This window comes from Acidobacterium sp. FHG110202_01, from assembly GCF_059115305.1.
Window position 1 is genome coordinate 512596 of record NZ_JBZYWJ010000001.1, and the last position, 23237, is coordinate 535832.

General features: G+C 55.4%; 20 protein-coding genes. 12 read left to right on the forward strand and 8 right to left on the reverse strand.

Annotated elements, in window-relative coordinates; all coding sequences use genetic code 11:
* Nucleotides 1–82: 82 nt before the first annotated feature.
* Nucleotides 83–931, reverse strand: a complete 849-nt coding sequence (gene recO / locus AC5S16_RS02015) for a DNA repair protein RecO (RefSeq protein WP_493928331.1) — start codon at nucleotides 929–931, stop codon at nucleotides 83–85.
* On the opposite strand from recO, the gene AC5S16_RS02020 reads away from it, so the two are divergent.
* Both AC5S16_RS02020 and AC5S16_RS02025 read left to right on the forward strand, forming a co-directional pair.
* Nucleotides 915–1334, forward strand: a complete 420-nt coding sequence (locus tag AC5S16_RS02020) for a family 43 glycosylhydrolase (RefSeq protein WP_493928332.1) — start codon at nucleotides 915–917, stop codon at nucleotides 1332–1334. The two genes, recO and AC5S16_RS02020, sit on opposite strands and share 17 nt — an antisense overlap.
* Nucleotides 1312–1968 (forward strand): arabinan endo-1,5-alpha-L-arabinosidase, encoded by a 657-nt coding sequence (locus AC5S16_RS02025; protein ID WP_493928333.1) that lies wholly within the window; start codon nucleotides 1312–1314, stop codon nucleotides 1966–1968. Before AC5S16_RS02020 ends, AC5S16_RS02025 begins: the two co-directional genes overlap by 23 nt.
* A gap of 61 nt (nucleotides 1969–2029) precedes the next feature.
* Here AC5S16_RS02025 and AC5S16_RS02030 read toward each other — a convergent pair whose 3' ends face one another.
* Entirely contained in the window at nucleotides 2030–2260 is a 231-nt protein-coding gene (locus tag AC5S16_RS02030) for a DUF2934 domain-containing protein (protein ID WP_493928334.1), read from the reverse strand.
* A gap of 149 nt (nucleotides 2261–2409) precedes the next feature.
* Between AC5S16_RS02030 and AC5S16_RS02035 the strand changes: the two genes are divergently transcribed.
* The 4 genes from AC5S16_RS02035 (at nucleotide 2410) to AC5S16_RS02050 (ending at nucleotide 6159) form a co-directional block, all read left to right on the forward strand.
* Nucleotides 2410–2997 (forward strand): YdeI/OmpD-associated family protein, encoded by a 588-nt coding sequence (locus AC5S16_RS02035; protein WP_493928335.1) that lies wholly within the window; start codon nucleotides 2410–2412, stop codon nucleotides 2995–2997.
* Nucleotides 2998–3275: 278 nt separating this feature from the next.
* The gene (locus tag AC5S16_RS02040) at nucleotides 3276–4052 is read left to right on the forward strand and encodes an SDR family NAD(P)-dependent oxidoreductase (RefSeq protein ID WP_493928336.1); all 777 of its coding nucleotides are present in this window, start codon (nucleotides 3276–3278) and stop codon (nucleotides 4050–4052) included.
* A 56-nt stretch (nucleotides 4053–4108) separates the two neighbouring features.
* Complete coding sequence (manD, locus tag AC5S16_RS02045) at nucleotides 4109–5317, forward strand: D-mannonate dehydratase ManD (protein ID WP_493928337.1); 1209 nt, start codon at nucleotides 4109–4111, stop codon at nucleotides 5315–5317.
* A 5-nt stretch (nucleotides 5318–5322) separates the two neighbouring features.
* The gene (locus AC5S16_RS02050; RefSeq protein ID WP_493928338.1) at nucleotides 5323–6159 is read left to right on the forward strand and encodes a fumarylacetoacetate hydrolase family protein; all 837 of its coding nucleotides are present in this window, start codon (nucleotides 5323–5325) and stop codon (nucleotides 6157–6159) included.
* 11 nt (nucleotides 6160–6170) lie between these two features.
* Here AC5S16_RS02050 and mgrA read toward each other — a convergent pair whose 3' ends face one another.
* Genes mgrA through AC5S16_RS02065 form a run of 3 tightly spaced genes read right to left on the reverse strand, consistent with a single transcriptional unit; the run spans nucleotide 6171 to nucleotide 10922 of the window.
* Entirely contained in the window at nucleotides 6171–7202 is a 1032-nt protein-coding gene (gene mgrA, locus AC5S16_RS02055) for an L-glyceraldehyde 3-phosphate reductase (RefSeq protein WP_493928339.1), read from the reverse strand.
* 48 nt (nucleotides 7203–7250) lie between these two features.
* A complete protein-coding gene (locus tag AC5S16_RS02060; protein ID WP_493928340.1) occupies nucleotides 7251–9275 on the reverse strand; it encodes a CocE/NonD family hydrolase in 2025 nt (674 codons plus the stop codon).
* Nucleotides 9276–9320: 45 nt separating this feature from the next.
* Nucleotides 9321–10922 carry a fucose isomerase gene (locus tag AC5S16_RS02065; RefSeq protein ID WP_493928341.1) on the reverse strand — a complete coding sequence of 534 codons (1602 nt, stop codon included), beginning with the start codon at nucleotides 10920–10922 and terminating at the stop codon, nucleotides 9321–9323.
* 93 nt (nucleotides 10923–11015) lie between these two features.
* On the opposite strand from AC5S16_RS02065, the gene AC5S16_RS02070 reads away from it, so the two are divergent.
* A complete protein-coding gene (locus AC5S16_RS02070) occupies nucleotides 11016–11993 on the forward strand; it encodes an amidohydrolase family protein (protein ID WP_493928342.1) in 978 nt (325 codons plus the stop codon).
* A 19-nt stretch (nucleotides 11994–12012) separates the two neighbouring features.
* Here AC5S16_RS02070 and AC5S16_RS02075 read toward each other — a convergent pair whose 3' ends face one another.
* Nucleotides 12013–12336, reverse strand: coding sequence for an L-rhamnose mutarotase (locus tag AC5S16_RS02075; RefSeq protein WP_493928343.1), 324 nt, complete (start codon nucleotides 12334–12336; stop codon nucleotides 12013–12015).
* 232 nt (nucleotides 12337–12568) lie between these two features.
* On the opposite strand from AC5S16_RS02075, the gene AC5S16_RS02080 reads away from it, so the two are divergent.
* Together AC5S16_RS02080 and AC5S16_RS02085 are read left to right on the forward strand one after the other, a co-directional pair.
* Nucleotides 12569–15535: a glycosyl hydrolase family 28-related protein gene (locus tag AC5S16_RS02080; RefSeq protein ID WP_493928344.1), complete on the forward strand. Its 2967-nt coding sequence runs from the start codon at nucleotides 12569–12571 to the stop codon at nucleotides 15533–15535.
* Between the two features lie 88 nt (nucleotides 15536–15623).
* Nucleotides 15624–16100 (forward strand): hypothetical protein, encoded by a 477-nt coding sequence (locus AC5S16_RS02085; protein ID WP_493928345.1) that lies wholly within the window; start codon nucleotides 15624–15626, stop codon nucleotides 16098–16100.
* A gap of 3 nt (nucleotides 16101–16103) precedes the next feature.
* Here AC5S16_RS02085 and AC5S16_RS02090 read toward each other — a convergent pair whose 3' ends face one another.
* Nucleotides 16104–17276, reverse strand: coding sequence for a glycosyltransferase family 2 protein (locus tag AC5S16_RS02090; RefSeq protein ID WP_493928346.1), 1173 nt, complete (start codon nucleotides 17274–17276; stop codon nucleotides 16104–16106).
* Between the two features lie 21 nt (nucleotides 17277–17297).
* Complete coding sequence (rhaT, locus tag AC5S16_RS02095; RefSeq protein WP_493928347.1) at nucleotides 17298–18497, reverse strand: L-rhamnose/proton symporter RhaT; 1200 nt, start codon at nucleotides 18495–18497, stop codon at nucleotides 17298–17300.
* A gap of 158 nt (nucleotides 18498–18655) precedes the next feature.
* Here rhaT and AC5S16_RS02100 point away from each other — a divergent pair, with 158 nt between their 5' ends.
* The 3 genes from AC5S16_RS02100 (at nucleotide 18656) to AC5S16_RS02110 (ending at nucleotide 23205) form a co-directional block, all read left to right on the forward strand.
* Nucleotides 18656–19999, forward strand: a complete 1344-nt coding sequence (locus AC5S16_RS02100; protein ID WP_493928348.1) for an NCS2 family permease — start codon at nucleotides 18656–18658, stop codon at nucleotides 19997–19999.
* Between the two features lie 132 nt (nucleotides 20000–20131).
* Complete coding sequence (locus tag AC5S16_RS02105; protein ID WP_493928349.1) at nucleotides 20132–20476, forward strand: PadR family transcriptional regulator; 345 nt, start codon at nucleotides 20132–20134, stop codon at nucleotides 20474–20476.
* Nucleotides 20473–23205, forward strand: coding sequence for an ABC transporter permease (locus AC5S16_RS02110; protein WP_493928350.1), 2733 nt, complete (start codon nucleotides 20473–20475; stop codon nucleotides 23203–23205). Before AC5S16_RS02105 ends, AC5S16_RS02110 begins: the two co-directional genes overlap by 4 nt.
* The last annotated feature ends 32 nt before the right edge of the window (nucleotides 23206–23237 follow it).

Sequence of the window (23237 nt, forward strand, 5' to 3'; positions counted from 1 at the left end):
TTTTAATTGATCCAATGAGAAAGCTGGATGCTGCGAAGTATGTAAAAATCTTTCACCACAGAGGACACGGAGAGCACAGAGTTTATCCGTCAAGCTTCATCAATGCGCGTGCGGATGTGAGTTTGCGTTCGAGGTGGCGTTCCAGTCCCTGAATTGCGAAACGGCGCAGGTCTGCGGCGCGGTTCCGCGGCCAGCTCTCCTGGGCCAGTGCGGCAACCGGCTGGCGGAAGATACGAATCGCCAGTGCCTGGGATTCTGGGGAAAGCATGAAGCTGGCGAGGCGTTTGTGTGCAATGCAGACAAGGCCATCAGCGTGCGCATGCCAGTAGGCAGGACGGCCGGCGAAGGCTTCACCGCCAACCGTGCAGTGTGTTACGTCAGGCATCCAGCCCATGAGACGCGTAATCCATAGAGCGAAGTAGGTAACCGGCATCCAGATATTTGCCGTTGTGGTCTGTTCGAGCATGGACAGCAGCAGACGAAAGACCGCGTCGTGCGGGTCATAGTCGGGCAGGCATTCTTCGAGCACTTCTGCATAAAAGGCGAGAGCTGTGGCACGGGCATAATCGACTGCTCCGGAGAGCGGCGAGGAGATGATCTCGAAGGAATCGAGGCGCATCAGTTCCTGCCGTGGCTTTACGGCGTAGTTGGCGAAGACATGAGTCATGGGCTCAAGCGCTCCGCCGAAGCGACGACGACTTCTGCTGGCGGATTTGGCGATGCCCTTGATCTTACCGTGGTCTCGCGTGAAAAGAGAGACGATCAGGTCGGCCTCATGGATGGGCCAGGTGCGGAGGACTACAGCTTCTGCCTGATGGACGATCACTCTTGAGCAGAATAGAACAAAAGAACTGCTTCTCCTCGGGGCGCGCATGTTTATGGTAGTCTTCTGCTCGCAAAGAAAACGATTTCTCATGCGAGTGCTTGCCATGCTTTCTGGCCATAAATTTCTGTCGAGTCTGCTTACTTTCCTTCTCTGCGCCGCCGCGTTCGCCCAGCAGCCCAAGGCGTTCGACCTGACGGGCGACTACTGGGGAACGCATGACCCATCCATCATGAAAGAAGGTAATACCTGGTATGTTTTTGCGACGGGGAAGGCGCGCGAAGGAGGCCAGTTCCAGGTACGCTGCTCCCACGATCTGAGGGACTGGAAGCTTTGCGGCCGTGTCTTTGATCAGATTCCGGACTGGATTCACAAAGACAGCCCGGGGACGGAAGAGCTGTGGGCACCCGATATTTCTTATGAGAATGGCGAGTACCGTCTCTACTATGCTTATTCGCTCTTCGGAAAAAACACTTCCGGTATCGCGCTTGCAACCCAGCAAGACGCTTGACCCATCGAGTTCGAAGTACAAATGGGTAGACCACGGCCTGGTGCTGCGCTCGACACCGGCGGATGACTTCAACGCGATCGATCCGAATTTCATTCGCGACGCGCAAGGTCATGCATGGCTTGCCTTCGGCAGCTTCTGGAGCGGCATTAAAATGCGCCGTCTTGACGACAAGACCGGTCTGCTCTCCTCCATTGATACGAAAGTGTATTCGCTGGCGTCGCGGCAGAAGCCGGAAAATCCGCCACCAGCAAAACCTGATCTTCCTCCTGACTGGCAGGCGGTGGAGGCGCCCTTTATCGTGCACCACGGCGGCTATTACTATCTCTTCGTTTCATGGGATCTATGTTGCCGCGGCACAAAGAGCACTTACCACACGATGGTTGGCCGCAGCAAGAATATCACCGGACCATATCTCGATAAAGATGGGAAATCGATGGCAGAAGGAGGAGGCACAGAGCTTCTGACTGCCAATTCGCGCTGGCTTGGCCCCGGCGGAGAATCTATATGGATGGGTAAGGACGGACAGGATCTGCTTGTCTTCCATGCCTACGACGCAAAAACTGGAAAGCCGGCGCTCGAAATCTCGACCATCACGTGGGACGATGACTGGCCCCATGTTGCTCTTCAGCAATAGAAAGGCGCTGGATGACAGCGCCTGCTTTATGAAGTATGAATGATCGCGGCGTACTCAGGAGTCAGGAGGCTGTCTTCAGGAGCTCTTGTTCGGCGCGCAGCCAGTCCTGCTCGTGCTGGCCGTGAGTGAATCCGCGTTCTGCCCAGAACTGGTGGGCGAGAACGGCAATCTGGTCGTGAGTTGGGTGATGGTTGTTGTTGGCAACGGGTTCCGGCGCGGCGGGAGTCTTCTTTGCCGGGGTCTTGCGGGGTTTTGTTTTTTTCTCGGCTTTCTCGGCTTTTGGAGTGGGCATGGGGCGATGAGTCCTCCTCAGGTCGTCATTTACTTAGATGATACGAATCTAGCGCGCGCATTCAAGACAGCAATTCTCTTTCCACATTGACTGAAAGGGAACATGATTGAGCAACCGGCCTGATTTCAGGCTGATAGTGTGTTATTTGCATGCGCGACGATAAAAAATCTGAGCTGGAGATCCGGGCGTTCCCGAACCAGAAAGCCTGGGAGAAGTGGCTGAAGGCCAACCATCTCTCCTCTGCCGGGTTGTGGGTACAACTGGCGAAGAAGGACTCCGGGATTCCGTCCGTGGCTTATGCCGAGGCGATTGAGATCGCGCTCTGTTATGGCTGGATCGATGGACAGAAGCAAAGCCACAGCTCCGGGACCTGGCTGCAGAAATTTACTCCGCGCGGCAAGAAAAGCGTGTGGTCAAAGATCAACCGGGAAAAGGCGCTTGCTCTGATAAAGAATAAACAGATGCAACCAGCGGGCCTCGCGGAGATAGAGCGCGCAAAGAAAGATGGCCGGTGGGAGCAGGCCTACGATTCTCCAAGCGCTGCTACGATTCCTCCTGACCTTGAAGCGGCACTGAACAGGAGCGCCCGCGCAAAGGCATTCTTCGCAACCCTGGAAGGCAGGAACCGCTATGCCATCCTGTGGCGCGTACAAACGGCAAAGAAAGCGGAGACGCGCGCCAGGCGCATCGCGCTCTTCATTGAAATGCTGGAGCGAGGCGAGAAGATCCATCCATAAAATCTGCAACAAGCCAGCCTGAAATTGCCTTATGGTTAAATCAATTTAGTACGAAACACAAACTATAAGTTGACTTGATATTCAAAGCCGTGAGCTGCTTTGCAGCAAATATGCAAGCTCGTGAACGTCATGATATTGTCTTTCTAAGTAAAAAGCCGACATTCAAAAGGGCTTCGACGATACTCTGCTGCGAATCGTTGTGCCGTATCCGCCATTTTGGCATTACACTAATTTTCGAGTAGACAAAAACTAAATCGATCACTTTAGGCTGGAAAGGCATGAGTCAAGATATTTTCGATTTGGGGGGACAAACGGCGGTGGTGGTCGGAGGCACCTCTGGGATTGGGCGCGCACTCGCGCTTGGTATGGCTACAGCGGGGGCCGATGTTGTGGCCGCTTCACGCCGCATCGAAGAAGTACGACAGACCACCACTGAGATTGAATCCCTGGGCCGAAAAAGCCTCGAGCTTACTGCGGATGTGTTGGATCGGCAATCCTTACAGGTACTCCATGACAAGACTCTGAATGCCTTCGGGCGAATCGATATCCTGGTGAATTCGGCGGGAATCACGCAAAAAGTGCCAACGCTCGACTGCACGGAAGACGAATGGAACCGGATCATGGATACGAACCTCATGGGAACGTTCCGCGCCTGCCAGATTTTTGGACGCACGATGGTTGCACAGCGGTACGGGCGAATCATCAACATCGCTTCTCTCGGCACTTTTGTCGCCTTCCACGAGGTAGCAGCCTACTGTGCAAGCAAGGCCGGAGTTGGGTCACTGACAAAATCTCTGGCCGTTGAGCTGGCTCAGCACGGAGTTTGCGTAAATGCCATCGCGCCCGGAATTTTTCCGACGGCGCTTAACTCTGAACTGCTGGACAAGACAGACAGAGGACTGGAGCTGCATATGAGAATTCCTATGAAGCGATTTGGGAAGGCGGATGAGCTTGTGGGGGCGGCTGTCTTTCTTGCTTCTGATGCTGCATCGTATGTGAGCGGACAGATTTTCGCCGTTGATGGAGGCTACCTGGCGAGCGGCGTGAATCAGTGAGTTGTTCCCTTCCCTTCTAACTTCGCGGTACATATATTCGACTGAGGACTGCACCGATGAAAATTGTGAATGCTCGTGTGATTATCTGTTCGCCGGGACGTAACTTTGTCACGCTCAAGATCGAGACAGACGAAGGGATCTACGGGCTTGGAGACGGAACGGTCAATGGGCGCGAACTGGCAGTTGCGAGCTATCTCAGCGATCACGTCATTCCCTGCCTCATTGGGCGCGATCCATTTCAGACGGAAGATATCTGGCAATACTTTTATCGCGGAGCTTACTGGCGCCGCGGCCCGGTTACCATGGCTGCAATTGCAGCGGTTGACGTCGCGCTGTGGGACATCAAGGGCAAAGCATTCAAAACGCCTGTTTATAATTTGCTCGGCGGAAAGAGCCGCGAGGGCATTCTTGTTTACGCGCACGCGCACGGTTCGGACGTAGAAGAGACGGTCGATGATGTGGGCAAACATATGGATATGGGGTACCTCGCGGTTCGCGCGCAGAGCGGTATCCCCGGCATGGAGTCTACTTATGGAGTGCCCAAGGGAGACCATCCCTATGAACCTGCGGAAAGAGGGCTTCCTTCAGAAAGCCGGTGGTCGACGGAGCTGTATCTGCGCCATACGCCCAAGCTCTTTGAAAAGGTGCGTGCGCAATTTGGCGAAAATTTGCACCTGCTGCATGACTGCCATCATCGCCTAACACCCATTGAGGCGGCGCGGCTGGGAAAAGAGCTCGAGCCGTATCACCTTTTCTGGATGGAGGATCCGGTTCCTGCTGAATTGCAGGAAGGGTTCAAGCTGATTCGCGAACACACGACCACGCCCATCGCTACGGGAGAAGTCCTGAACACCATCTGGGATGCGCAGGATTTGATTCGCCATCAATGGATTGATTACATACGCATGGCGATCGGGCATGCCGGCGGCTTTACTCATCTGAAGAAGATCGCAGACTTCGCTGAACTATACCATGTGCGCACGGGATGCCATGGGGCGACGGACCTTTCGCCGGTGACAATGGCGGCAGCGCTTCACTTCGATACTGCGGTCCACAATTTTGGAATTCAGGAACATATGCCGCATAATGCGGAGACGGATGAGGTCTTTCCACACGAATATTATTTCCGCGCGGGATATATGTATCCGGGCGATGCTCCGGGCCTGGGAGTTGACCTCGATGAGAAGCTCGCGGCGAAGTATCCTTATCAGCGGGCTTATCTTCCCATCAATCGCAAACTGGACGGCACACTTACGGACTGGTAGACACGATGAAGCTTTATCGCACGGACAAAGGGCAGTTTGTCGAATCAGAAGGCCAATATTATCTTCTCTCGGACATTTCATGGGATGCCTTGCTTGCCCATGATGACCTCTATGGATATCTCGAAGGCGTAGTTCGGCAGAACGCTGCCGGCGATGGCTTTCATGATGCGAAGATCGAAGCGCCTATTCAGCAGCAGGAAGTATGGGCGGCCGGCGTTACCTATTACCGGAGCCGCAGCGCGCGCATTGAGGAATCAAAGGACGCAGGCGGAGGAGATTTTTATGACCGCGTTTATTCGGCGGAACGTCCTGAGCTTTTTTTTAAGGCCACGGCAAACCGTGTCGCCGGCCCGAATAGCTCTGTAAGAATTCGCAGGGATGCTGCATGGTCGGTGCCGGAGCCAGAGTTGACGCTGGTTGTTAATCCACGCGGCGAGATTATTGGCTACACGATTGGGAATGACATGAGTTCTCGCGACATCGAGGGGGAAAACCCTCTGTATCTGCCGCAGGCGAAGGTTTATGACGGAAGCTGTGCGCTGGGTCCGTGCATTCTGGTCACTCGGGAGACTCTTCCGAAGTCGACTCCGATCAAGCTGGAAATTTTCCGTGGCGGCAAAGCTGAATTCTCCGGATCGACCAGCCTGCAGGAGATGAAGCGTGAGCCAGCAGCGCTGGTGGAGTACCTCTTCCGCGACAACAGCTTCCCTTTTGGATGTTTTCTGATGACGGGAACCGGGATCGTGCCGCCGGACTCATTCACGCTTGTGCCCGGCGACCGCGTTCACATCACGATTGATCCTATCGGCAACCTCGAGAATGAGGTCACGAGGCTGCCGTAGTCTTACTCAATTTATTCTGTGCCCTCGCGCGCACCTTTCCAGATATCGATTGCCGCTTCCTGTGCGTACTTGTCGATGGCCTTGAGCTCGTCGTCGGTGAACTCAAGTTTCTTGATTGCATCGAGCGAATCGTCAAGCTGCTCGACATTGCGCGCTCCGATGAGCGCCGAGGTTACGCGTTTGTCGCGCAGCACCCATGCAATGGCCATCTGCGCCAGCGTTTGCCCACGATTGCTTGCGATTTCATTCAGGGCCCGCACGCGGCCGAGATTTTCTTCGTTCAGGAAGTCTTTCATGAAAGAGCCGCCTAATGTTGCGCGCGAATCCTTTGGCACTCCCTTCAGATATTTGCTGGTCAGCAGTCCCTGGGCTAACGGTGAAAAGGCGATGCAGCCTGCGCCAAGCTCATCCAGTGTGCCGAGCAGTTCTTTCTCGATCCAGCGATTCAGCATGGAATATGACGGCTGGTGAATGAATAGCGGTACTCCTTCGCTCTTCAGGATTTTTGCTGCTTCGCGCGTCCGTTCCGGGCTATAGGATGAGATGCCGACATACAGTGCCTTGCCCTGACGCACCGCCTGCACGAGTGCTCCCATGGTTTCTTCAAGCGGTGCTTCCATGGATGGGCGGTGCGAATAGAAGATATCGACGTACTCGAGGCCCATGCGCTCGAGGCTTTCATCGAGTGATGCCAGCAGGTACTTGCGCGATCCTCCGATGCCGTAAGGACCCGGCCACATGTCCCATCCAGCCTTTGTGGAGATCAGGAGCTCGTTGCGATGGGGGCGAAAGTCTTTCCTCAGAATTTCTCCGAAATTTTCTTCCGCCGATCCATACGGAGGCCCGTAGTTGTTTGCCAGATCGAAATGCGTGACGCCGCGATCGAATGCGCGCCGGATCATGGCACGGCCGGTCTCGAAAGAGTCGACGCCTCCAAAATTCTGCCAGAGCCCGAGCGATACTGGCGGCAACACAATCCCTGATCGTCCGCAGCGCCGGAACTGCGCTCCGTCATATCGCTTGGCATCGGCTACATAACTCATCGACACAAATCTCCCTTCTCTTGTTCTTCTGGTTTCACGATCATTGGATCACTGCTTCGCAGGCACAATTGTAAGCGTCACAGCACTTGGGTACTGAGATGAATGGTGAATCGAAGTATGCGCGATCACGCCCATAGTCTCATCATAATTATTGCCGCCGGTGTTGAGATTGCGGTCAAAGCGCGGGAAGTTTGCCCCTGCCACCTCCAATCGGATGCGGTGTCCGGCGGCGAAGAGGTTCGAAGTGTTCATCGGCGTGAGAGTGACTTTATAGACCTTGTCCTTTTCAAGCCAGACCGTGTGATCGTCGCCATCGCGATAGCGGAGCCGCTGTATGGTCTCATCGAGATTGTAGGCAGTGCCGTCGGGAAGCACATCGATCAGCTTGGCGGTAACGTCGGTGTCTTTTACATCGGAGGAAACATAGAGCGTGACGGTGATAGGACCTGAGACTTCGACATCCTGAGCAAGCGGATCGGAAGTATAGACGAGGATGTCTGGACGCTCTTCCATCTTGCGCTGATCGAGCGCGCCGCCATTTCCAGGAATCGTGTTGGCAGCACAGCAGACGTTGCCGCCATAGCTGGGCGTGGGATGCATTGGATCGTAAGTAAACGTGTCCTTGATATCGAGCCTGGCTGGGAGATTCTTTGCTCCAGTGGCTGACGTTAAAGAGAGCAGCGCCGGCTGGCTCTTCGATGCAGGCTGCGTTAATGCACCGTCTCCGTGAAGCGTGTTGGCATGGCCCTGGCTCGAGAGAAGCAGTGTGGTTGACTTTGCGCCTTCCGGAGGCCAGGTATCGGAGTGCTGCCACTTATTCAGCCCCATGGTGTAGTACTGCACCTTGGGCGTTTTCTCGAGGACCTGATTGTCCTCGCCTTTGAGGAAGCGATCGAACCATGCATAGGTGATGGCGTCGTAATCGAGCCGCGCGTCTCCCATATCGCGCTCGCCGACAACGTTGTGCTCGCTGGCGCGTTTGTACTGGCAATGAAGCGTGGGAGCGATGATGGCATATTGCTGGTTGGCCGCCTCGCCTTTGGCGTGCTCGCGAACGAAGTTATACGCGGCGAGATTCGGACCGATCGATACGTCATACCAGGTCATCAGCCAGAGGCCGGGAACGTTGATGGGCATGGTGTCCGATTGCCAGAGTCCGCCCTTGCGCCATGCAGGATCGCTGGGAGTGCGCTGGATCATGGCTCCGCCGGTGGTGTTGGGCATCGCATCACTGTAGATTCCCTTTGGGCCATCGACAGCGGCAATGATGTCTTTCTCAGGAAGATGCTCGAAGGCCTTGGCCCAGTCGACTGGCGGCGGCTGTGGAGCGAGATCGAACATCTTCGATGCCTTGATCAGGTCGGCCTGCGAAGTATCCGGCGGGAACATGGGGCGGACCTGATTCTGTTCGCCATAGAGCCAGTCGATGAAAAGCATCTGCACCGCGCCGCCGCGATACCAGTTGCCCTGCTCGTTATAAGGGCCGACTTTGCCGACGCCTGCGCCGAAGCTCTCAGGGATGATAGTGGTGAGCGCCTTGTTGCCTAGAGAAGCAGCTGCAAGCTGCCACTCGGCAGTCGAAGAGCAGCCGATGAGCCCGATCTTCCCGTTCGACCAGGGCTGCAAAGCCATCCAGTTGAACTGGTCATCCGCATCTGTAAGCGGAGCGCCGAGGATATCGTAGTTCCCTTCCGAGAAAAAGTGGCCGCGCTCGTTCATTTCCACCAGCACGTAGCCGCGCTTCACGGCGTCAAGCTCCTGCGACATATCCCGATAGGTGCCAAGGCGCACATCCCAGAAATTGAAGTTGTAGGGAGTGCGGCTGAAGATGATGGGATATTTCTTCGACGTGTCTTTAGGGCGATAGATGTCGGCTGCCATCCGTTTGCCATCACGCATAGGCACCATGACCTTGCGGTCAATGATGGCGATCTTTTCGAGCTCCTTCTCAATGCTTTCGCGTTTCGCAATGAGCGCAGCGCGCTCCTCCGGAGTAAGGTTTTGCTGGCGTTGCGCAAGAAGAAAAGGCGAGATGAGGAAAAAGGCTGCGACAGCGACGCAGAAGTGGCGCATTTCTGTGGAATGGCTCCTGTGTGGGATATCTTGAACAATATCAGATCATAGGGACGTTGTTCCGCACAGGTAAACATCCATTCCGAGAGCCCTGAAACATGCGCATTTGGCCGCCATGGCTTCTTCCGCCCGTTGCGCATTTTCGGCGTAGGCAACCTGAATGTGATTTGCCTTATGCCGCGCCATCATCTGGTCGCGCGATACTCCGGAAAGAACGAGGTTCATCATCGGCCATTGCGGAGTAGTGATGCTCCAGCGACGCTCGACTTCTTCAGATGGCAACTCCACTGCGCGCCCGCGGCCTACGTCGGCCTTAAGCCGCCCCTCCTCAACGTAGACCCTGCTCCATACAATCTCGCCCGGCTTGCTGATTCCCTTCAGACTTCCTCCGCCAAGACGAAAATACATAGGAGGCTGGCGCTGACTGACAGCTCCGCGATAACCATCCGCAAAATGGGCCGGCGGCACGGCGCCTGAAATCTCAAGCACCCATACAAACTCGCCGTTGTAGTCTTCGCCGTATCGAAGATCATGCAATGTTGTCTCCGGCGGGATTCCAAGCGCAGTCCAGATGCGGTTCGTTATCAAGGCATCGATTCCTGCACACTCATCGACTTCATTGAAGTGCGGTAATGCGGCATCGGCATAAAGCACACGGCTTCCGCTACGGTCTTTCACTGGCGGACGGTCTACGTTGTTCAGCAATCCTTCGACCAGATCGGATGCAGGCAGCAGGTCCTTCAACCCCTGCTGGTATTGAATGCCGATGGCGTCGCAGCCGAAATCATCCGCAATCCGAAGCGCGCTAATGTACAGCTTGCACTGCAGGAGCACCTGCTCTTTTGTCAGCTCAGTTGCATCGTCTGAACCGAAATCGAATCGCATGCCCTTATTCGTCAGCCATGCGTATACAGCCTCGGCTTCGTCGTCGCGGGTCTGCGTCACTTCGTAGTACAGGCTTGACTGGCTTAACCGCTCCTTGAAAAGACCCATGCGGTGCATCAATTCATCGGGGACAATTGCGTTGTACATTCCCATACAGCCCTCGTCGAATACCCCGAGGATTGCCTGTCGCTGAAGTATCTTCTCCGCGACTGACGCACCAACGGCCTGCGCAGCATCAGGAACAGCCTGAAGCGGTCTGACGTGGGAAAGATCGTGCTGGACGGTTTCGCGTTCAAGCCAGCTTTTCAGTCGCTCAAGGAAAAAGCTGTCCTTGAAGTCCACACTCCATAAGCTGTTGTAAGCGACTCCGGCTTTTGTCAGTGAGCCGTTCAGGTTCAGCAACCCTACAAGACCCGGCCACTGCCCGCTCCAGTTCGCGACGGTAAGGATAGGTCCTTTGTGATGCGTAAGTCCCGCCAGTACGTGATGCGTGTATTGCCACACGGCCTCGGCTATAATCAGCGGAGCTTCTTTGGGAATCTTCGAGAAGACCTCCATTCCGTAACGCTGGCTGTCAATGAAGCCGTGCCGCTTGGCCGAATCATAAGGATGTGCGCGGATAATCTCTCTGCCCATGGAGGCGACCGCGTTCGTCAGAGCCTCTTCGACGCTCTTCTGGGCAGGCCAGCAGACCTTATTTGCTGAAAGGCGAAGGTCGCCGCTCGCGACAAGATAAACAGGAGATTGTGAGCTTGTAGACATATCATCAGCCATTCTGGACTATGCAGGTATCTTCATGGAAGAGCAGCGCTACTATTCTGACCGACCCGGCATGGGAGAATTACACAAAAGCGGATGAAAAGGCGAACCTTCTTGAAAACTTCAAGCGCGACAGCAGTCATGGCTGCAGTTGCTCCTCTATGGACACCGTTAGAACTTCAGACGGCAGTTGTAGACTCCCACATCCATCTTTTCGATCCGATGAGACCTGGCGGTGTTCCTTGGCCTGACAAGTCTGACACAACGCTCTATCACCCTGCGCTTCCCGACCGATATCTTCATCTTGCGGAACCGCATGGCGTGATCGGGGCCATTGCGGTCGAGTGCAGTCCCTGGCTGGTGGATAACTTCTGGCTGAACGATGTCATCGAGCGAAACCCTGTCATGCTCGGTTATGTTGGAGACCTGCTTCCCGACGCTGCCGATTTCGAAGCTACTCTGGATCGCCTGCATCGCAGCCCGTTCTTTCTCGGCATTCGTTATGGAAATCTCTGGAAGCGGGACCTTGGAACTGCGGTACAGAATCCTGAATTCATCCGTGGTCTTAAGCTCCTAGCGCAGGCCGGTCTGGTGCTGGAAACAGCAAACCCTGACGGCGAGTTGATCGCTGCGGTGGTGCAGGCGTCCGACCGCGTTCCTGATCTGCGCATTGTGGTGGACCATCTACCGAATGCAACATTGCCGGCACTTCCTGAAAAGCGGTCGGAGTACGACGCCAATCTTCACGAACTTGCCCAGCGCTCGCAGGTCTTCGTAAAAGGATCAGAGATCGTCCGGCGCATCGATGGCCGCGTGCCACTCGATCTTAGCGCGTACAAACACGGGCTCGATCAAATCTGGAACCTTTTTGGAGACGACCGAGTCTTCTTCGGCAGCGATTGGCCGAACAGCGATTCGGTGGCGTCCTATGACCAGGTGTTCGCAATCGCGCGGAGTTATATCGCGACGCGAACCAGCAGCGCGCGACAAAAATATTTTCTAGACAACTCGCAAAAGGCATATCGATGGCGTCCGCGGACTGCACAACAGCGGGCCTTCAGCAAAACCGCTTAGGGCATAGCAACAGAACAATTTATGGAAGATAGAAGACTTCACTCAACATGGGAAAGCGTTCGCCTGGCCGCAGGTCTTTGTCGATCGGCCGGAAATACGCGCTCATCTCCTGCTGCCATTTCAGGTTCACCGGATCATTGTCAATTCTCTGCCAGACGGTCTCGAAATCGGGCTCCGCGCGCAACGAAAGAATGAGCAGCTCATCCCGGCGAAAGATCGAATACTCCGAAATGCCTGCCCGTTTCAATAGCGCGAGCATCTCTGGCCACACATGCTTATGCGCTTCGTCATACGCTTCTTCTGAGCCCGGCTTGAGGCGGAGCATAAAAGCCGCTCTTTCCATGAATCAGTCTCCTGAGATTCCAAACTCCTCCGAATCATATAGAGAATGATGTCTGAGTCCAAACACCCCGAAGATCGCTTTCTCTTTTCGTCTCATTCCCTACAAACGACAGGGAGCGAAACACTTTATCGATTCGTGATTGCATACCTCTAAAGGCAAACGTTTGTTTGCGGAGAGATTACTTGACATTCATAAGCGCGCTTTGGCTCAATGTGAAAGACCTCCAAGCGCCATGAAAAACCTTGCGTTGTCTGCCCTTGCCCTCGTTCTGTTCGCGCTCCCGCTTTATGGAGCCTCCTATTACCCGGTACGGTTGGACGATCCCCAGGCTGTTTACCTTACCAAAGAGCAGTTCCAGGCCAGAGGCGATGGTGTTGCGGATGACAGCGCTGCAATCCAGGCGGCGATTGATCGGGCTGCCGCGACGCACGGTGAAGGTATCGTCTTCGTTCCGGAAGGGCGCTATCGCATCTCGCGAACGATTTATGTCTGGCCAGGAGTGCGGATCATCGGTTACGGAGCAAACCGTCCAGTGTTTATGCTGGCCGACAACACTTCCGGATACCAGAGCGGCCTCGGATATATGTTTTTCTTTGCCGGCGGACGCCCGGGGACTGGCCGGCAAAGACGGCGAGAATCCAGCGGGCCTCCTCCGCCGACTGAAGGAACTGTTCCTCCAAACAATACTGTGCCAGACGCAAATCCGGGGACATTCTACTCGGCGATGAGCAATGTGGATTTCGAGATCGGCAACGGCAATCCTGCGGCAGTCGGCATTCGCTTTCACATTGCGCAGCATTGTTATCTTGCCCACATTGATTTTCACATCGGGTCGGGGCTGGCAGCGCTCAAGGACATCGGCAACGAAGCCGAAGACCTGCATTTCTATGGCGGAGAGTATGGCATCATTACGCAAAAGCCTTCGCCGGGCTGGCAATTTACGCTGCTCGATTCAACCTTTGAGGGCCAGAGAAAAGCCGCTATCCGCGAGCATGAAGCGGGATTGACATTGATCCACGACCTGTTCCGTAATGTTCCGGAGGCTATATCGATTGATCCGGAGTACGCGGAAGAATTATGGGTCAAGGATACGCGTCTCGAAAATATCAGTGGACCTGCCATCACCATCAGCAACGAGAACAATCCGCGCACGGAGATCAATCTCGAAAACATCTCGTGCAGTCATGTTCCTCTTTTTGCCATGCTGCGCGAAAGCGGGCGGAAAATTTCCAGCCCTGGCGAAAGCTATGAGGTCAAAACTTTCTCGCATGGCCTTACGTTCAGCGCGCCCGGAACAGTCGGTGCAATTCATACAAATTTCGATGCGCATACAGTGGGCCAACCGCCGCCTTCAGGCGCGAATGTGATTGCTTCCCTTCCGCCTGCAGATACATGGGCAAACCTGCACTCGCTTGGAGCGAAAGGCGATGGCAAAACAGATGACACTGCCGCAATACAAAAAGCCATCGCAGACCACCGTGTGATCTATATCCCGATGGGCCGATATGTTGTCCGCGACACATTGCGGCTTCGTCCTGACACAGTGCTCATCGGACTGCATCCGAGCATGACGCAGTTTGATCTCGTGGACAACACTCCGGGATTTGAAGGGCCGGATACGCCGCGACCTCTGCTGGAAACGCCGCAGGGTGGACATAATATCGTCACCGGCATTGGCCTTTCCACGGGAGGAACAAACAGCCGCGCTGCTGGCGCGCTGTGGATGGCAGGCGCGGATTCCCTGATGGATGATGTGCGTTTCCTCGGAGGACATGGAACGAACGCTGCTGATGGCTCGCGCATGAATCCGTATAACAATACGCATACTGCCGATCCGGACCCGCACCGCCGCTGGGATGGGCAATATCCAAGTCTCTGGATTACGGATGGTGGCGGCGGCACATTCGCCGACATCTGGACGCCGAGCACGTTTGCTCAGGCCGGGCTCTATATTTCGAACACGACCACGCCCGGACGCGTCTTCGAGCTTTCCAGCGAACATCACGTCCGCAACGAGGTCAAACTGGATCATGTCGAGAACTGGGAACTGGATGCTATCCAGACCGAAGAAGAACGAGGCGAAAGCCCGTTTGCTCTGCCGCTCGAAATCTCGCACTCGCGGAACATCACCATCGCCAACTATCACGGCTATCGAGTGGTCAGCAGCTACCAGCCATTTCCGTATGCGATCAAGGTCTCTCAGTCGCAGGACATTCGTTTCCGTAACGTACATGTGGATAGCGACAGCAAAGTCTCGTTCGACGATGCTGTCTTTGACGCGACTCATCATGCGGAGGTCCGCAACCGCGAGTTTGCTTCGCTGGATGTTCCCGGCACGCCTGCCTCTGCAGAGAATGGTTCTTCCTCTGTAGCCGCCTTAGAGCAAGGCGCGCATGTGGAGCGGCTTGCAACAGGCCTCTTCAATATTTCCGGTGCGGCGACAGATGCGGATGGCAACCTGTACTTTGTGGATGCGCACTGGCAGCGAATCTATCGCTGGGACCCGGAGACGAAGGAAGCTGTTGTTGTGCGCGACAGTCCACTTGATCCTGTAAATCTGGCCTTTAGCAAAAACGGCGACCTACTTGTTGTGTCCTATAGCGGAAATGGCACGGTATATGCTTTCCATCCCGAATCGTCTGAAGATCCGATCACACTGATCAAGCCGCAGCCGGCGGCGCCGCGTCCCGGAATGACAGCGCTGTTTCCAGTGGATGTCTGGGGCAAAGAGAACATCGAAGGGCTAAGACCATGGCAGTATGTCTCGCCCGACAAAAGCATCTTCATTCCCGCCAGGCAGGATTTTGTTAAAGGCGAACTCTACTATGGCACCAAGATGGCCGATGTACTGCGCGCATTCAGCCTGGCGAAAGCAGTGCCGGGAAAACCTTTCTATATAAGTGATGAGTCAGAGCAAAAGACCTATAAAGGAAAGGTCGCTGCCGATGGAACACTTACAGATATCCAGCTCTTTGCAAACGAAGGCGGAGAAAGCGTTGCTCAGGACAAAGCAGGAAATGTCTATCTCGCCTCCGGGCAGGTCCTCGTTTATGACTCACAGGGAAAATTGCTGGGCAGAATTGAAGTCCCTGAGCGTCCAATCGACCTGGTGTTCGGCGGACCTGACCGGCGTACCCTCTATATTTTGACGCATGCTTCGCTGTACGCTGTCCGAACCAGAACCTCAGGCCCGCAATAGCAATTAGACGATTCACGCAAATATCTTTCGTAATCTTTGCCAGCGCGCGCAGCAAATATAGTGTGAAAGCACACTTTCATCTATTGTTATGCGCATTTCTGTGCTGTGTCTCATGCTTCTCTACCAGCCGATCGTAAAGGCTGACCGCCCCTGCTATTCCCCGGATGAGGCTCTCTCGCATGCCAACAAAGATGTCTGTATCCGTGCACACGTCTATGACATCGTAGAGCTGGCCGACGGTACGCGTTTTCTCGATGTATGCAAGCCGGAGATGACAGAAGACCAATGCCGCTTCACCGTGATGAGCAGAAAATCCGACCGCAGGGATGTAGGTGATCTGGAGCAATATCGCCAGCAGGATATTCAGCTTCGCGGCATCGTGCACGCCTACGGCAACCAGGGCGAGATCATACTGAGCCATGCGCGTCAGTTCCACGGTGGATCAGAAAAATTTACTCCGAACCCTGCCCTGCTACGCGGCTTTTCTGCCCAAGATGGCCGTACTGCGTTCAATGATCCGGCGCTCAGGAGCGCTCATCACCGCAGTATCTTCAAGTCGCACTGAGGCTCATCGCAACGGCCCCGCATGCTTGCGCAGCTCCGCCAATGGATAGAACGTTCCGCGCCACACCACTCCGCCGCGAATGAGAGTCACCAGCATGGAGCGCAACAGCGCGTAGATGATGAGGCAGGACGCAACCGGAAGTGTAAGAACATACATCACCGGTACTCCAGTCATCCTGCGGCCGATATAGCTGTACATGGCAATCGCGGATACGAGCGCGAGCAACGCGGGGATGCGAGCACTCCATGAACCGAAGAACGCACCTACAGGAAGAATGCAGAACAGTCCGAGAAGAACTGCGGCTCCCGCCAGCTGCAAGACTTTAAAACGAAAGACGGCAAAGATATTCTTCGTCAGATTGCGAATGACTCCCATGGTGCCCGCGGCCCAATGCACGCGAACCAGGTCCCGTCCAAAAACAAATCTCTGCCGATAGCCGCTCTGCTTTATGAGATAACCAAAGCGTAAGTCTTCGAGCACTTCCAGCCGAAGAGCCGCGAAGCCGCCCATGCTGCGATAAACATCGCTGCGAACCAGATTGAACGCGCCCACGCCAATCGACTCGCGGCTCTCCGGATCTGCAATCTTCCATGGACGCCACGAAACAAACGTCAATATTTGAATGGCAGAAAGCATCATCCGCTCGCCGAAATTTTTGAGAATCAGCGTAGGAAACAGCACGAGATGATCTGCGCCCGCTTCGGCGTATTGAAGAACGCGTCCGAGGCAGTCTTCGCGGAAGATCACATCGGCATCGGTAAACAGGAGCCACGGAGCGCTTGCCTGCCGTGCGGCCAGGGCCATTGCGTGCGTCTTCCCCATCCAGCCTGCAGGCAGGTCTTTGACATGGATCACGCGGATGTTCGTACCCAGAGTTTCGGCAGCAACGCGATCCATGATGGAGCCGGTAGCGTCGGTCGAGCGGTCATCGACAGCAAGAACCTCAACTGTTACTTCCTTCTGCGCAAGAAGCGAGCGCAGGGTCTGCTCGATGGCATGCTCTTCATTGCGAGCCGGGACAATAACGGAAACAAACGGCTGCGTCAACGGAGCATCCGCAGCCTGTCTCAACAGGTCAGGTAGACGAGGAAGATTGCTGAGCGCAACACGCGTCCGCCATATCCATAACAGCGCAATAATCCATGCAAGGAAGGTCAGAACGAGCGAAACGTGCATCGTTCCAGTATGGCAGAGAGCTTAGTGGATGCTTCTGAGCGCAGCGCTCGACGAGCTCGCGGCGACACCAAGGAAATTCCCATATCCGACAATCACAGTGGAGCCAATCAGTACGATCAGCGTGCAGGCCACCAGCAGGCGCGTGCGTGTGCCTGCTCCGCGCCATTCCTTAAGCGCAATACCCCAGAGCGTGCTGAAGATGATGATGCTGGCCATGTGCAATGTCCAGCTGGAAAACTTGAAGCGGCCCATCTGCGTTTCGCCCATGGTGTAGAAGAAGAACTGCATATACCAGGTCGTTCCAGCCAGCGCAGACAGGAAGTAATTTGCGGCGACAGGAACATCTTCCTGCGTCTCCTGCTCTACTCCATAGTGGACAGCCACTTCAATTCCTGGAGCATCTGTCGCTGTTTCCATAACCGGCTCCTCGCTCCTTAAAGGAACATGGCCGCGCGTCTTTATCGCAAGGTATTGGTAACTTGTATGGTTACGAATATGAAGGATCACGCACCAGATGAAGTTAGTGGTAAATCCGCCGGCAAGCAGCACGACCAGCACCGGCAGCCCCTGCCAAAGTGCTGAAGTTCCATGCTGGATGGTGATGGTCTTGATAGGGTCGCCAGCCGCAAGCCCATAAGCAAAGCAGGCGCTCATGACACCGGAAAATGTCGCGATCAACAGTCCACGCTTCAGGTCAAATTCCTGAATCGCCGCCCGCTTCTCTTCCTCAGACATCTCACGCTCTTTCGAAATCCCGGCCGCGCCTGCAAATCCGATTCCGGCAAGACAGACCACAACGCCAACAAGAATGATGACTCCCGAATGCGTGCCCAGCACTTCCGACACAAACTGTCCGCGAAAGATCGGCGGCATCAACGTGCCAAAGACTGCCGTGTATCCAAGCGCCACAGCCATGCCCAGCGATAAGCCGAGATAGCGCATCGTCAGACCGAAAGTCAGACCGCCCAGTCCCCAGAGAATGCCGAAGAAATATGTCCAGATGAGACTGCTCATGGGCGCCTCATGCAGCACGGCCATGAGATCGCGCGTCATAAAGCCGGCGAGGAGCCAGGGAACGATGATCCAGCTGAAAACACCACCGACGAGCCAGTAGGTCTCCCAGGCCCAGCGCTTCACTCCGCGAAATGGTACGTAGAAGCTGGCGGAAGCAAGCCCTCCCAGCCAATGAAAGAAAACTCCCAGCAAAGGGTTCAGGCCCACTTAGAAACTTCTCCTTACCATGACGAATTGCCGCAAAACGAACGATACTTGCCGGGAATTACCAAAGTCAAGGAGCAATCTATTTCCTGTTTGAAACATTGAATTATCGCAAGCTGCTGTTGGGCGCGGACAGTCTTCTGTGTAGACTACGCCCAAGCATGCAAACAACGACTGCACCTGAAAGGCGCGGCGGTCTCCTCTCGGCGCTTGAGAGGTATTTCTCCTTTGATGAACTGGGAACAAACTGGCGGACGGAGATTCTAGCCGGATTCACTACCTTCATCACGATGGCCTACATCGTCTTCGTGAACCCCGCCATTCTGCATGAGACGGGCATGCCCATCGCCGCTGTGACTGCGGCCACATGCTGTTCAGCTGCCCTCGGCAGCATTCTGATGGGAGCACTGGCGAAGTACCCCATCGCACTGGCTCCGGGAATGGGCCTGAATGCCTATTTCACCTACACAGTAGTGAAGCACATGGGCGTGCCCTGGCAGACGGCACTCGGAGCGGGCTTCATTTCCGGAGTAATCTTTCTTCTCCTCACGATTGGCGGTGTCCGGCAACTGCTGGTCAGCGCCATTCCGCACGAACTGCATGCAGCCCTTGCCGGCGGCGTGGGCCTCTTCATCGCCTTTATAGGATTACACAACGCTGGCATCATTGTTTCCGATCCTGCCACAGTCGTTGCGCTCGGTAATCTGCATAACCCTCAGACCGCGCTTGCGTGTTTCGGCCTGCTGCTGATTGCTTTACTGCAGGCGTTCGGCGTGCGGGCTTCCATGCTGATCGGCATCCTTGGCACCACGATCATTGGATGGGTGCTCAAGCTGGTCGCGTGGCAGCCACAGTATTATCGCCTGTCCAACATCACGGCCACAGCTCTGAAGCTTGATGTCCGCAGCGCTCTGCATGTCGGCGTGCTTGAAATTATCTTCGTGTTCCTCTTCGTCGACCTCTTTGACAACATCGGAACGCTTCTCGCCGTCAGCAAGAAGGCTGGCCTGATTGACAGAGAGCATCACATCCCGCGCCTCAACCGCATCTTCTTTGCCGACGCCACTGCGAGCATCGCCGGATCGCTCACAGGAACGAGCACGGTCGTCAGCTACATCGAATCCAGCGCAGGAGTGGCAGCCGGCGGCCGCACCGGCATTACCGCCATTGTGACCGGACTGCTCTTTTTCGTTGCTTTATTTATTGCTCCTCTCGTTGGAGCGATCCCTTCCGCGGCCACATCACCTGCACTGATTATCGTCGGCGGGCTCATGCTCTCCTCGATCAGCGACATTCAATGGTCTGATCCTCTGGTTGCATTCCCTGCTTTTCTTACGCTGGTGACAATTCCGCTGACCTATTCCATTGCCAATGGGCTCAGTTTTGGCACCATCGCCTTCGCGCTGCTGCGCGTTTTTACCGGGCGCGTCCGCCGGCAGGACTGGCTGCTCTATCTGCTTGCAGCGCTTTTCATTCTGCGCTTCTTTTATCTGGCGAAAACATAGCGTACTGGATGCAGCGCTCAGGCACTGGAAAACAGTATTCACCGATAGGTGCGCCCGTCTGGACAGCCCAGTCTCCTTGACATACTAGGAAAGACATCATATTCTCCTAGTCAATCTAGGAGGAATCGTTTTTTGGCTCCCAAACAGGCTGATCTGCTGCAAGGCACGCTCGACATGATGGTTCTGAAGGCCGTCTCTCTCGGGCCGCTGCATGGCTATGGCGTTCTGCTGCGTATCCAGCAGATATCCGGTAATCGTCTCGAGATACAGCAGGGCTCGCTCTATCCTGCGTTGTATCGCCTTGAGCACGAGGGCTGGATTGCGAGTGAATGGGGACAAAGCGAGAACAATCGCAAGGCTAAGTATTACCGCCTCACCGCCGCAGGACGACGACGCCTTCAGGCAGAGACAGAAAAGTGGAACCGCATGGCCGACGCCATCGGCGCGATTCTTCGCGCAACACCAGAGGGAATATGAGCATCGCCAGCCGCGCCAGAACCTGGTGGAAAGCTGTGACCCGCCGTGAACAGCTCAATAACGAGATTGAAGAGGAACTCGCCTTTCATGTCCAGATCTATGCTGAAGAGTTGATGCTCAGCGGCCTTCCACCGGAGGAGGCTTATCGCCGCGCGCGCGTGGAAGTCGGCGGAGTCGCTGCACAGAAAGAGAATTGCCGCGAGGCATGGGGCACGCGCGCATGGGATGAGCTGCGCACTGATATACGTTACGCTTTCCGCGCCTTTCTGAAGACTCCAGGTTTCACCTCGATTGCCATCGGTTCGCTCGCTCTTGGTATTGGCGCCAACGCTACAATTTTTAGCCTTACCAAACATGTGCTGCTCGACAAGCTCTCCGTGCAGAAACCGGAAGAGCTTCGCCTTTTCGCATGGACATCAACAGGCAAAAACGTTGTCCACCATTCATGGGGCATGTGGAACACCGAGAATGGCAAAACCTTCGCCACTTCTTTTTCCTATCCGGTTTATCAACAGCTTCGCAAACAGAATCGTGTTCTGCAGGATGTTTTTGCCTTCAAGAATTTCCCCCGCCTGATGGCGACGATTGATGGCCAGGCTGAGGCCGTCACTTCTCAATTTGTCTCCGGAAATTTCTATCAGGCGCTCGGCGTAAAGCCCGCACTTGGGCGTGCGATTCAGGACTCCGATGACGGAGCGCCAGGCACAGGACCGGTTGTCGTCATCAGCGATGGTTTCTGGGTACGCCGTTTCGGCCGCTCGCCCAACGTCATCGGTAAGACAATCCAGCTGAACCTCACGACGATTACGATCATCGGCGTCAATCCGCCGGGCTTTACCGGAGCATCGGGCACACAAAGCTCGCCTGATGTTTTTCTTCCCTTCAGCATGTCACCCATGGCCGCGCCCAACTGGGCGAAGAAGCCGCTGCTCTCTGACCCTGATTTCTGGTGGGTACTGGTGATGGGCCGAATGAAGCCCGGTGTTCCTGACGAAACCTCGCGCGCTTCACTCGATGTAGTGCTCAATGCCACTGTGCGCTCAATCATGACCGTTGAGAAGGATCGCTCTGTGCCGCGCCTTGCTTTCACAGATGGTAGCCGTGGAGAAAATTTCTCCGGACGAGAGTTTGCACAGCCTGTCTATGTCCTTACAGCCCTTGCCGGATTTGTTCTGCTGCTTGCCTGCGCCAACCTTGCCAACCTTCTGCTGGCCCGCGCCAGCAGCCGCCAGCGGGAGATGAGTGTGCGCCTCGCGCTGGGTGCGGCCCGCAGTCGCATCCTGCGCCAGATGCTGACAGAGAGTCTGCTGCTGTCTATCGCTGGCGGCATTGCCGGCTTCCTGCTCGCTTATCTTGGCCGCAATGCAATCCCGAGCCTGCTTTCGTCTTCGTGGGAGACCACGGAGATGAACTCAAGCTTCGACTGGAAGATTTTCTGCTTCACAGCAGCCATCTCTGTTTTCACGGGATTACTCTTTGGCCTTGCGCCAGCATGGCGGGCCACGCGAACCCAGGTCAGCAGCGGGCTCAAGGACAATGCCCAGTCCGCCACGCAGCGCAACCGGAACGTAACAGGCAAGGCGCTTGTCATTGTGCAGGTTGCGCTTTCGATGCTGCTGCTGGTCGGCGCGGGTCTCTTTGTCCATACGCTGATGAACCTCAACCGCAGTCACCTTGGGTTCCGCCCGGACAACATCCTGCTCTTTGAAATCCAGCCACCCAGAACACGCTATCCTGCACAGAAGGACATCGCTCTTTATCATCAGCTTGAAGAGCGATTCGCCGCAGTCCCCGGCGTGCGCTCGGTTTCCCTGACTGATTTGCCGCTGATTGCGAACAGCATGTCTAACGACGATTTTGCGCCTGATGGTCTGCCCAAGAAATCAGAAGAATCTTCGGCCTATAGGATTGTCGTGAGCCAAAACTTTTTCAGCACCATGGGCATTCCTATCCGTGCGGGCCGCTCATTTAAGGAAACCGATTCGGAGACCTCGCGCCTGGTCGCCATCGTGAATCAAGCGCTGGTGAAGAAGTTCTTCCCGAATATCAACCCCATCGGCAGGACTTTCACCGCGGACAAGAAGCACATTGAGATTGTCGGCATCAGCGGTGACACGAAATACGCCAACCTGCGCGATGATCCCCCTGCAACATTCTTTCTGCCCTACCGCCAGATGGTGGATGGCGAGCAAAGCATGACTTTCGAAATATCCACGCAGCAGAGGCCCACGGCTATTGCTCCAGCGCTGCGCGCAGCTATCGCTTCGATCGACAAAGACCTGCCACTACTCGACGTTCGCACGCAGAACGAACAGATCGACGATACCACCAAGCAGGAGCGCATCTTTGCCTCGCTCACCAGCGGCTTCGGGCTGCTTGCGCTTGTTCTGGCCTGCATCGGCATCTACGGCATCATGGCCTACACCGTTTCACGGCGCACCAATGAGATCGGCATCCGCATGGCGCTGGGAGCGAAGCCTGCGCGCGTGCTGCGCATGGTGCTGCGTGAAGCGTGGTGGCTGGCACTGATCGGCGTGATTGCTGGCCTCGGTGCAGCGCTTGCTCTGGGCCGCCTTATTACTTCCATGCTCTACGGGTTAAAGCCGTGGGATGCATCGACGCTCGGAATAGCCGGCCTGCTGCTCATCTTCGTTGCCCTTGCTGCCAGCTGGATTCCGGCACGACGCGCTGCCGGCGTTGACCCGATGCAGGCCCTTCGCCACGAGTAGCAAAGCAGCTCGCAGTTGCACGAACTGCGCCG

What these genes read in the sequence shown, in the direction of transcription:
- AC5S16_RS02020 (WP_493928332.1), top strand. Translation starts at nt 915, where the DNA reads ATGCGAGTGCTTGCCATGCTTTCTGGCCATAAATTTCTGTCGAGTCTG.
- recO (WP_493928331.1), bottom strand. Translation starts at nt 931, where the DNA reads ATGGCAAGCACTCGCATGAGAAATCGTTTTCTTTGCGAGCAGAAGACT.
- AC5S16_RS02030 (WP_493928334.1), bottom strand. Translation starts at nt 2,260, where the DNA reads ATGCCCACTCCAAAAGCCGAGAAAGCCGAGAAAAAAACAAAACCCCGC.
- AC5S16_RS02035 (WP_493928335.1), top strand. Translation starts at nt 2,410, where the DNA reads ATGCGCGACGATAAAAAATCTGAGCTGGAGATCCGGGCGTTCCCGAAC.
- AC5S16_RS02040 (WP_493928336.1), top strand. Translation starts at nt 3,276, where the DNA reads ATGAGTCAAGATATTTTCGATTTGGGGGGACAAACGGCGGTGGTGGTC.
- manD (WP_493928337.1), top strand. Translation starts at nt 4,109, where the DNA reads ATGAAAATTGTGAATGCTCGTGTGATTATCTGTTCGCCGGGACGTAAC.
- AC5S16_RS02050 (WP_493928338.1), top strand. Translation starts at nt 5,323, where the DNA reads ATGAAGCTTTATCGCACGGACAAAGGGCAGTTTGTCGAATCAGAAGGC.
- mgrA (WP_493928339.1), bottom strand. Translation starts at nt 7,202, where the DNA reads ATGAGTTATGTAGCCGATGCCAAGCGATATGACGGAGCGCAGTTCCGG.
- AC5S16_RS02060 (WP_493928340.1), bottom strand. Translation starts at nt 9,275, where the DNA reads ATGCGCCACTTCTGCGTCGCTGTCGCAGCCTTTTTCCTCATCTCGCCT.
- AC5S16_RS02065 (WP_493928341.1), bottom strand. Translation starts at nt 10,922, where the DNA reads ATGTCTACAAGCTCACAATCTCCTGTTTATCTTGTCGCGAGCGGCGAC.
- AC5S16_RS02070 (WP_493928342.1), top strand. Translation starts at nt 11,016, where the DNA reads ATGAAAAGGCGAACCTTCTTGAAAACTTCAAGCGCGACAGCAGTCATG.
- AC5S16_RS02075 (WP_493928343.1), bottom strand. Translation starts at nt 12,336, where the DNA reads ATGGAAAGAGCGGCTTTTATGCTCCGCCTCAAGCCGGGCTCAGAAGAA.
- AC5S16_RS02080 (WP_493928344.1), top strand. Translation starts at nt 12,569, where the DNA reads ATGAAAAACCTTGCGTTGTCTGCCCTTGCCCTCGTTCTGTTCGCGCTC.
- AC5S16_RS02085 (WP_493928345.1), top strand. Translation starts at nt 15,624, where the DNA reads ATGCGCATTTCTGTGCTGTGTCTCATGCTTCTCTACCAGCCGATCGTA.
- AC5S16_RS02090 (WP_493928346.1), bottom strand. Translation starts at nt 17,276, where the DNA reads ATGCACGTTTCGCTCGTTCTGACCTTCCTTGCATGGATTATTGCGCTG.
- AC5S16_RS02100 (WP_493928348.1), top strand. Translation starts at nt 18,656, where the DNA reads ATGCAAACAACGACTGCACCTGAAAGGCGCGGCGGTCTCCTCTCGGCG.
- AC5S16_RS02110 (WP_493928350.1), top strand. Translation starts at nt 20,473, where the DNA reads ATGAGCATCGCCAGCCGCGCCAGAACCTGGTGGAAAGCTGTGACCCGC.